5 protein-coding genes are annotated in these 8,404 nt (G+C 62.3%); 2 read left to right on the top strand and 3 right to left on the bottom strand.

Translation table 11 applies throughout. From position 1 onward, the window contains the following. Positions 1 to 588 precede the first annotated feature (588 nt). Together BMX78_RS22265 and BMX78_RS23225 are read left to right on the top strand one after the other, a co-directional pair. Positions 589 to 1,776 carry an acetyl-CoA C-acetyltransferase gene (locus BMX78_RS22265; RefSeq protein ID WP_091424722.1) on the top strand — a complete coding sequence of 396 codons (1,188 nt, stop codon included), beginning with the start codon at positions 589 to 591 and terminating at the stop codon, positions 1,774 to 1,776. A 2,132-nt stretch (positions 1,777 to 3,908) separates the two neighbouring features. Then, positions 3,909 to 4,064 carry a hypothetical protein gene (locus BMX78_RS23225; protein WP_170850926.1) on the top strand — a complete coding sequence of 52 codons (156 nt, stop codon included), beginning with the start codon at positions 3,909 to 3,911 and terminating at the stop codon, positions 4,062 to 4,064. Between the two features lie 428 nt (positions 4,065 to 4,492). Here BMX78_RS23225 and BMX78_RS22260 read toward each other — a convergent pair whose 3' ends face one another. The 3 genes from BMX78_RS22260 to BMX78_RS22250 form a co-directional block, all read right to left on the bottom strand. Then, on the bottom strand, positions 4,493 to 4,936 hold the full coding sequence (locus BMX78_RS22260; protein ID WP_091424719.1) for an SRPBCC family protein: 444 nt from the start codon (positions 4,934 to 4,936) through the stop codon (positions 4,493 to 4,495). 144 nt (positions 4,937 to 5,080) lie between these two features. Next, positions 5,081 to 6,637, bottom strand: coding sequence for an aldehyde dehydrogenase (locus tag BMX78_RS22255; RefSeq protein ID WP_091424716.1), 1,557 nt, complete (start codon positions 6,635 to 6,637; stop codon positions 5,081 to 5,083). Further along, positions 6,634 to 7,140: an SDR family oxidoreductase gene (locus tag BMX78_RS22250; protein WP_091424714.1), complete on the bottom strand. Its 507-nt coding sequence runs from the start codon at positions 7,138 to 7,140 to the stop codon at positions 6,634 to 6,636. The genes BMX78_RS22255 and BMX78_RS22250 overlap by 4 nt, the downstream gene beginning before the upstream one ends. Positions 7,141 to 8,404: the final 1,264 nt, after the last annotated feature.

Here is an 8,404-nt window from a genome sequence, read left to right as displayed (position 1 = left end):
GTTGCGAAGGACGGAATTTTTGCTCGTCTTAACGCGAACGCCCGGATCGCAATGAACCACCTTTTGGTGGGTCCGCAACACGCCGTTCAGATCGCGCCCGCGTTGCTGCACGACTGGCAGGGTAGCTCTCGGCCTGTTCAAGGGAACAGTAATCATGACTGATTCGGCGAGCACGCCCGACCTGCCACATAGAAATGTTGGCAGGGTGCCGTCATCTTCCAGTTACCGTCCCTTCTAAGAATGAAGCTTCTTGGTCTCGCCGCTGCTCGCCGCGCCCCTGGCACGGATCGCTAAACAGCCGCACCACTACAGCTGATGACCTAAGGGACACTTTTGTCAGAGCTGTGGAATCCACTAGGCACGAATGGATGAGCGTGCGGCGGCCGGGCCGGACAAATTGATTTCTGCATCATCCTTGGCGCCAATTACCCACTCCACACCGCTGGGCCTGAGCCCCTTGCTGGACAGGGCAACCGGAATGGCATTCCATCCGGAACTGCATGTACCCGTGGCCGCGACCCGGGGCCATGGCGGCCAACAGCTACCGAGGACCGAAAAGTCTCGCCCTTTACCCGTTCGAGGAGAAAAATGAATCGCAGTACTGATGTTGTCATCGTCGGGGCCGCTCGTACACCGCAGGGCAGGCTGATGGGCCAGCTCGCACCGCTGTCGGCCGTTGAACTCGGCGGCGCCGCGATCGCAGGGGCGCTGGACAGGGCGAAGATACGTCCTGATGCCGTCGACGCGGTCATCATGGGACACGTCCTTCAGGCGGGAGCCGGACAGAACCCTGCCCGGCAGGCTGCCGTGGCAGGAGGCATCCCGTTGAATGCTCATGCGGCTACGGTCAACAAGGTCTGCCTCTCAGGGCTCAGTGCCATCATCGACGCCAGCCGGATGCTGCGCCTGGGAGAAGCCGAGGTGGTAGTCGCCGGCGGCCAGGAGTCCATGAGCAACGCCCCGCATCTGCTGCGTGATTCCCGGGTCGGGCACCTTTATGGGGACGCTGCTCTGATAGACTCCGCGGCCCATGACGGCCTCACGGATGCCTTCGACCATGAAGCAATGGGACTGGCCACAGACCGGGTCAACGATGCCTTAAGTATCCGTCGTGCCGATCAGGACCAAACCGCCGCCGACTCCCACCGCCGGGCCGCGGCCGCCCAGGCCGCCGGGCTCTTTGACGCCGAGATCGTCCCGGTAAAGGTGCCGCGGCGTCGCGGGGAGGCCGAACTCGTAGGAAGCGACGAGGGCGTGCGCGCCAACAGCACGCCCGAATCGCTCGCCGGACTGCGGCCTGCCTTCTCCCCAACCGGCACCGTTACCGCCGGCAACGCCTCCCCGTTGAACGACGGCGCCGCCGCCGTCGTCCTGACTACCCGCAGCTATGCAGAGAGCCATAGCCTCAGGATCCTCGCGACCGTGAGTTCCCCGGGGCAGATCGCGGGCCCGGACACCTCGCTGCCGGACAAACCGGCCCGCGCCATCAACAAAGCCCTTGAGACAGCAGGCTGGACCGTGGAGGACCTGGACTTCGTGGAGATCAACGAGGCTTTTGCCTCCGTGGCACTGCACTCGGCCCAGCAGCTGGGTCTCACCATGGACAAAGTCAACGTCAACGGGGGAGCGATCGCCCTCGGGCATCCCATCGGCGCATCCGGTGCCCGGGTGGTCGTATCCGCCGTGCACGAGCTCCTGCGCCGCGGCGCTGGCAAAGCAGCCGTAGCACTGTGCGGCGGCGGAGGCCAGGGCGAAGCGCTGCTGCTGTCCCGCTGACCTACTGCTTTTCCCCCGGCTTATCGTGCTGGAACCCATCAAGCCGTCGGTCGTCCAGCACGTCGCTGTCGGTGCCCAAGTAGCCGGTCGATGAGCAGGCAGCTCAAGGTCGAGATCATAAGTTTCCCGTGTGACTTCGACCTGTTCCAGCGGGCACCGCATGGCCAGCTTCCCCGCCCTGCAACGGGAGTACGTCCATCCGCCCGCAGTTTCACGGTCATGTCCGCAGCTACGACCAGGAAGCGCTGGGTGAATCGTCCGTTGGACTCTTCCGCGAACTGTTGGGGAAGGCCTCAGGACGCATGATGCGTCGATGTCCTGACGGGTGACCCCTTTTTAGCGCCGCCGAGCAGGCGGCGCCGCGCAGCAGTTCGCATTGGTCTCGGCATCGATTTTGGATCGCTGGCTATCAGTCAGCTCTGAAGTGTGTGCGACGTTGCCTTGTCTCTCAGGCTCAGAGCCCGGTCAAGCTGCTGGCACCGGTGAGCAACTCTGCAAGCGCCTTGCCTTGCCTCGAGGTCATACAGCAGAACTAGGCTGATTGGCGCTCCCTCTGCTGCAGCTTGTCCCCGCAACAGTAGTTGCAGCCCCTGAACAAGCTCAATGATCCTTGACGCACCTCCAGCCTTCCCGCCTTGCCGGAGCACTTCGAAGCGTGGCAGACATACGAGCGACGCAGCGTGTGGATTCGTATCGCGGCAGAGGGGCACCTTACCCGGATGCAGCCCGAGGCGAGTTGGAAGATGCCGACTGGCAGCCCATACGCGGCTAAGCCGCAAATGCCGCCGCGGTCAACGTCCTTGTTACCCGCCGCTGGTACGTCGTGCACGAAGCTCGCGAGCAGACGCCCCCCGGTGGATATCGGCGAAGGCGTTGGGCGTCACAGAGCAGGGGGCGCAGGACTGCTATCACCGCCAAACCGCCAAGCAGGAAGAGTGCGCGCCGGAGTTCCCCCCACGGTTAGGTCCTCCGCGAGTAGTGGTGCAGGTGTCCCGGCATGGCGGATTCACTGGTCTAACGCATTTCCACCTGGAATTTCGCGACACACAGATCGGGAGGTTCCAGCAACGGGTCGCTCTTGCTTTTCGTGCTGGCGCTACTCAACCGACTAGCCTGTGCATCCTAAAGGTTCATGGGTCACAGTCGCTACCGCCAGCCATCCAGCCTGTCGGCCCTGACCTGATTCATCAGCATCAAACAGGCCGCGGAGGGCTGGACGATTGCGTCGTCTGCGGTGCTGCGCCAGCAACCGCTTGTTAATTCCAGGGTGACACTCAAATCGCTTCCGGAATCATCGGTTCGGCTGGAACGTGTGCGAAGCGGCGGATTAGGGCCATAAGCGCGCCGCTATGGGAAAGACCCACGTCGTGAGGCATCAGGATGTCTGACCGCGAGTCGTGGGGGGACCTATTAGAGGATCAGACGGCGTATGTGCGATCCTCGTCCTCGCTGTCGGACAGCAGGCTGAAAACACGCACCTCTGACTTGGAACGATGTGACTATCCTCGGAGAGCTTGTCACCATCAAGCACGGGACAACCCAGATCGCCCTACCGGATCCGCTGGCCGAGCCGTGGTGCGAACTTGCCGCGAACCCAAGGTATGACCTGACCGCTTCACATCCACTCTGGACACCTCACAACACCTCTCAACAACCTGTTCAACACGCGGGCCGCGTGACTGGAATCCCTCCACAAACTCACGAAACTCGCACCCGTAGCCATCAAGCAGCGGCCTAGACCCGGTACATCGCCCGAAAATGTCCAGGCGGTAACCCTGGAGAGAACCGGCTAATACCGCCGACTCCTCGATGCGGCGGTGGTGGTCGGACTTGTCCCACAGGTCATCCGGGAGCTTGATAATGACGTCGTTGTATGAGGCCGCATAGACGGCCCGGTGGAATTCCCGGTTCATCGTGCTCGTGTCCTAGCCCCGGAGCCGTGTGACGGGTAGCAGCTTCTGGGGCTATTGCCCGCGTTGCTGCGATCACAGGCCCTCACTGGAGGGCCGTCGGATCGCTCCACGCAGGTGTGATGGTCATTCGCATCTTGTCGGCCAGCTTGTACTGGGAGATGCGCGAGCCCAGGGCAAGGCTGCGGAAAGGTCACCTCCGTGAGAGCTACGCTGCCACGCATGGTGCGCCAGTCTCGGGACTCAGCAGCCAACGCCGCTACAGACGACGGTCAAATCCTCACGATGATCTTCCCGAGGTTCGCCCTTCAGCCTGTCGATGAAGGCTGGGGAGTGGATTCGAACCCCTCAATGCTGCGGTCTCGAGAGATGACCTAGCCGTTTCCGGCCAACAGGCTCCCAATTCGGCGATAATCGTCGTACCGCTGGTTCAGGAAGTTTCCTGCGAGAATCCACGCACGGTCCGGGTTTCAAAGTTCTCTTCGACGTAGGCGCACTTGTAGGCTCCGCCGGCGATTCCACGGTTGCGCAGACCTGTGTTGCGGCGACCTGAGTAGCAACCGAAATCCGAAGGAACGAGGCGAGATCGTCCAGTTGTTGCGGCAGGGACGACATCCCTGCCGCAACGCACGCCGCTGTGACATATGCGGACGAGGAGTGTCCGCCGGCTCAAACTTGCCGCACCCCACGTAACGCATCCGCCTTCATCGATTTGTCGCTTGCGAAGCCTCCACGGAGTTGAAATGGGCCAGCCGGGGGGCGGCGATACGGATCGTCGATCGCGACTGACGAGGCTGCTTGAGACTTTAGGCGCCGGCAACCTCTGGCAGCGGTGCTTCCTTACCCGTCTCAAGGACCTTGACCAGATCAGACCACAACATGTCCATGTACTCCCCGCTGAGTTCCGCTGCCCAGGAATCCGGAGCGACGTCAGTGATCCACTCGAAGCGGCAGCGACCGTCGCCGGTGTCAAAGACCCGCATGGACCCGTGATGATAGGTCGCCTTCCAGAACGGCGATTCGAGCACGGTGTAAGAAGCGTACATGTGCTCAGGGTCGATCGTGATGTTCAGTTCCGGCTGTTCGAGGCCTCCCGCGACGTCGGAGACCACGGTTCGCACAGGACCTTCGATGCGATTCTCCTTTATGAAGCTGAACACGCGGATGTCGGCCCGCATGAAGCGATCGACGATGTCCCAAGCGGCAGCCGGACTGACGCTGAGGTTTGCTGCTTTCAAGATGATTGCCACGGGTGGCCCTTTCGATTGTCCCGTTGAGGCGGGGACTGGTCTGATCTGTGAAGTATTGGCTTTGGACGGACAGGGCTGCGGGTGGCTAAACCTAGGTTCTGCCGCTCTGTCTCCCCATTTGCGTCTTGTTCCGGACGGCTGTGGTTACGGTTCGAGGCTTCCCGGTCCGTCACCGCGGCGCACCCCGTTGGTCACCGCGTCCGGCAGCTGCTTGCCCGGATCCATCGAGATCGTGCGGCTGTGGAGGTACTCGTCCACGGCCGTCGGGCCGTGTTCGCGTCCTATCCCTGACTTGCCGTACCCACCGAAGGGTGAACCCAGATCGGCGGTGACGGTGTTAACCGAGAAGGTCCCTGTCCGGATGCGCCGTGCCACCTCAAAGCCGTGGGCGTCGTCAGCGGTGAACACCGACCCCGCGAGGCCGTAGGGGCTCTCGTTCGCGATGCGGATGGCGTCTTCCTCTCCGTCGTGCGGGATGAGGACGGCGACGGGGCCAAACACCTCTTCGCGGGCGATTTTCATCCCGTTGTGAGCATTGGTGATCAGCGTGGGCTCGTAGTACCAGCCCACGGACATGTCGGCGGGCCGCTGACCACCAGTAGCCACCGTAGCTCCTTCACGCCGGGCTTCCTCGACGAACGACTCGACGCGATCACGCTGCCTGGCGGTTACGAGCGGGCCGACCACCGTGTCCGGGTCCATAGGGTCGCCGATCTTGAGGGACGAGAACGCCTGCGCGAGCGCCTCGGCGTACGCGTTGTACTGCTCGGCCGGCACGATGAACCGGGTCCGCGAAACACAGTGCTGTCCCGAGTTGGCGCCGACGCTGCCACCGACCAGCGCGGGTACAACGTCCTCCAGCCGCGCGTCATCCAGAACGATTGCGGCAGACTTACCGCCGAGCTCCAGGAGCACCGGCCGCACCAGGGCACCACAGGCTGCCGCGATCTTGGCACCGACCGCATCCGATCCGGTGAAGCTGACCATGTCGACGCCAGGGTGCTCGACCAGGTACGCCGACTCGGCCGGCTCGGCCGCAACGATGTTCACGACGCCGGGCGGCAGACCTGCTTCCTCGAAGATCTCCCCGTAGACGAAAGTGGCAAGCGGGGTGGGCTCAGGGACCTTGACCACCACGGTGCAGCCCGCGATCAGTGCTGGCCCCAGCTTCTGTCCGATCGCCGGGATCGCGAAGTTGTAGGCGGGGAACGACGCCACCACGCCAACCGGCTCCCGCACGACGAGGCTGTTGCCTGCCATCGGGACCGTGGGGCCGCCTGCTGACCCCCCGGTAAAGCTCGTGAGATCACTGATCCGGACTTCCTCGAGCTCCAGCGTTCGCCCGATCTCAGCGTAGTAGTTAAAGCTCAACACGGGCGCTACCGTCATGTAGTACTGCGAGAGGGGCATGGAACAGCCCAGCTCTTCGGAGATCAGGGGCGCCAGCTCATGTTGACGCTTCTCGATTGCCGTGGCGATGCGAGTGAGGTAGTCCGCGCGCTCGGCAGGACTCATCCGGGGCCAGGGGCCGTCGTCAAAGGCCCGGCGCGCTGCCGCGACCGCCTCGTCAATGTCTTCCCGCGAGGCGGCAGGGACACGTCCGACGACCTCTTCTGAGCGAGGCGAGATCACGTCGAAGCTACGGTCGGACTTTGCGGCGCGCCAGGCGCCGTCGATAAAGAAGGAATCGTGCTCGATCATATGGAACAATTGCCTTTCTTGACAGTGGTGCCGGCGTCGGCAGGCAGCGCGACGCCGGTGATGAACTTGGCGTGATCCGAGGGCGACCACAAGACCGTGTCCGACACATGGTTGGACTGGATCCAGGGCAGGTCCGGCAGCGGATCGAGGGAGGCGAACGCGCCCTGCACATCGTCGACCCCGGGGATGTCAATGTGGGGCGCGGCCCTGTCGAACAGCGCCTGATACATGTTCATCCGGCGGTTGACATTCTGTACTTGCCCCAGTCCGCGCGCGTCTCCTACCCCGGACACGATACGGAGGCCTAAGAGCTCGACGAACCGCGCCGTCTCCTGAAGACCGACCTGTGTTGCGGGGTCACACCTTTCGGTCGCGACGTCTTTGGAGTGGATGTCGAGGGCGATGATGTCAGTGCCTACTGCGTCGATGCTGATGGCGTGCGAACGCCGTTGACTGCGAGCAGCTCCCGTAACAAGTGCAACCTTGCTCTTGGGCAAACCCATGCCTGTTACCTCAGCCCTGTCTCATCATTGGCGTCAGGGCCCGCAACGCGAGCCATTCCTTGAAGCACTGCGAACACGTCATCGACTATTTGTCATGGAATCGAATTCATAGAATCGTAACCTGATGCCGGCGCGCAAGCAAGTGTCCGAATTTGACTCATAAGAACCTCGGCGGGAGGTCGATACGTTTGCTTGACTGGGAAATCCTCAGACTGGGCGGGGTGTCTCTGGGCCTTGTAGCAGAATTGGTCGTTGTGGATGGGACTGACTACGGGTGAGTGCAAGGTAGTGACGAAGAGTCTGGCGCCGCGGTACCGCGGCGGACAGGAAGGTGAAGGGTCAGATCCTTACCGAGTCGGTGAATTTGATCGGCTGGCACCGGGACTATGCCCGGTCCGCGTTGTGCCAGGCTCTAAAGCCGCCTCGACCACGGACGGCGCGGCCGGGACGGAAGCCTGTCTATCCGGCGGATCTCCAACCGTCGCTGGGGGTGACAGGGCGACCGCCTGTAGCCGCCAGGCGTGGGAACGATGTACGCACGAGCGTATTGCGTTGAAGCACACGTCTTGACTACGATGCCAAAAGTGAAGGAATCTCCCTTCGTCGACACGAACTTCTTCAGCGCTCGTGGGCGTGGGACGGATCATGAGAAGAAACTCAAGGGAGAGTTATGGGATTGCTCGAGAACAAGGTTGCCCTGGTTGCTGGGTCAAGAAGGGTTACAGTTGCAGCCGGTTGAGCACGACTCCTGTGGGCCGATTTGTCCGCCCGCAACGTCGACGAGCTCCGTGCTGTCGCCCAAGGCCTGACACTCAGAGGAGTCTGAATTGGAGTTCGCCAAAGAGAGCGTTGTCTTCACCAGGGAGGCGTCCCCCGTGGCCAACCTCATGCTCTCAGTCGTGGGCGCCTTCGCCGAATTCGACGCTCCCTCATTGGGGGAACACGAAAGGGAAAGCCTCGTCCTGGCCAAGCAGCGAGGCGCCAGCAGTGGGCCGCCGAACTTTCGGCGCGAGGCAGCGGTGTACCGAAAGCCGTCCCTTCCTGTGCCTATGGGATCAGCCGCGAGACGCTTTACCAGTACTTGCGTCAGGACAGGCTTGGAAGTGTAAACGCTCAGAAGTCCGTCGCTCCATTGAACACTCAAATTACACGCGCATGGAGTTCGCTTCGTTGCGCCACTGACTCAAAAACGATGACTCCAGAGATTACTGGGTCCAGAAACACAGGTGGTCAAAGATGACACAATCCATATCGGCCGGGGCTC

Origin of the sequence: Arthrobacter sp. OV608, assembly GCA_900110595.1 — a bacterium.
In the GTDB taxonomy this organism is placed as follows: Bacteria; Actinomycetota; Actinomycetes; order Actinomycetales; family Micrococcaceae; genus Arthrobacter.
Note: the sequence above shows the minus strand (reverse complement) of the source record. Positions and strands in the feature narration are given on the sequence as shown.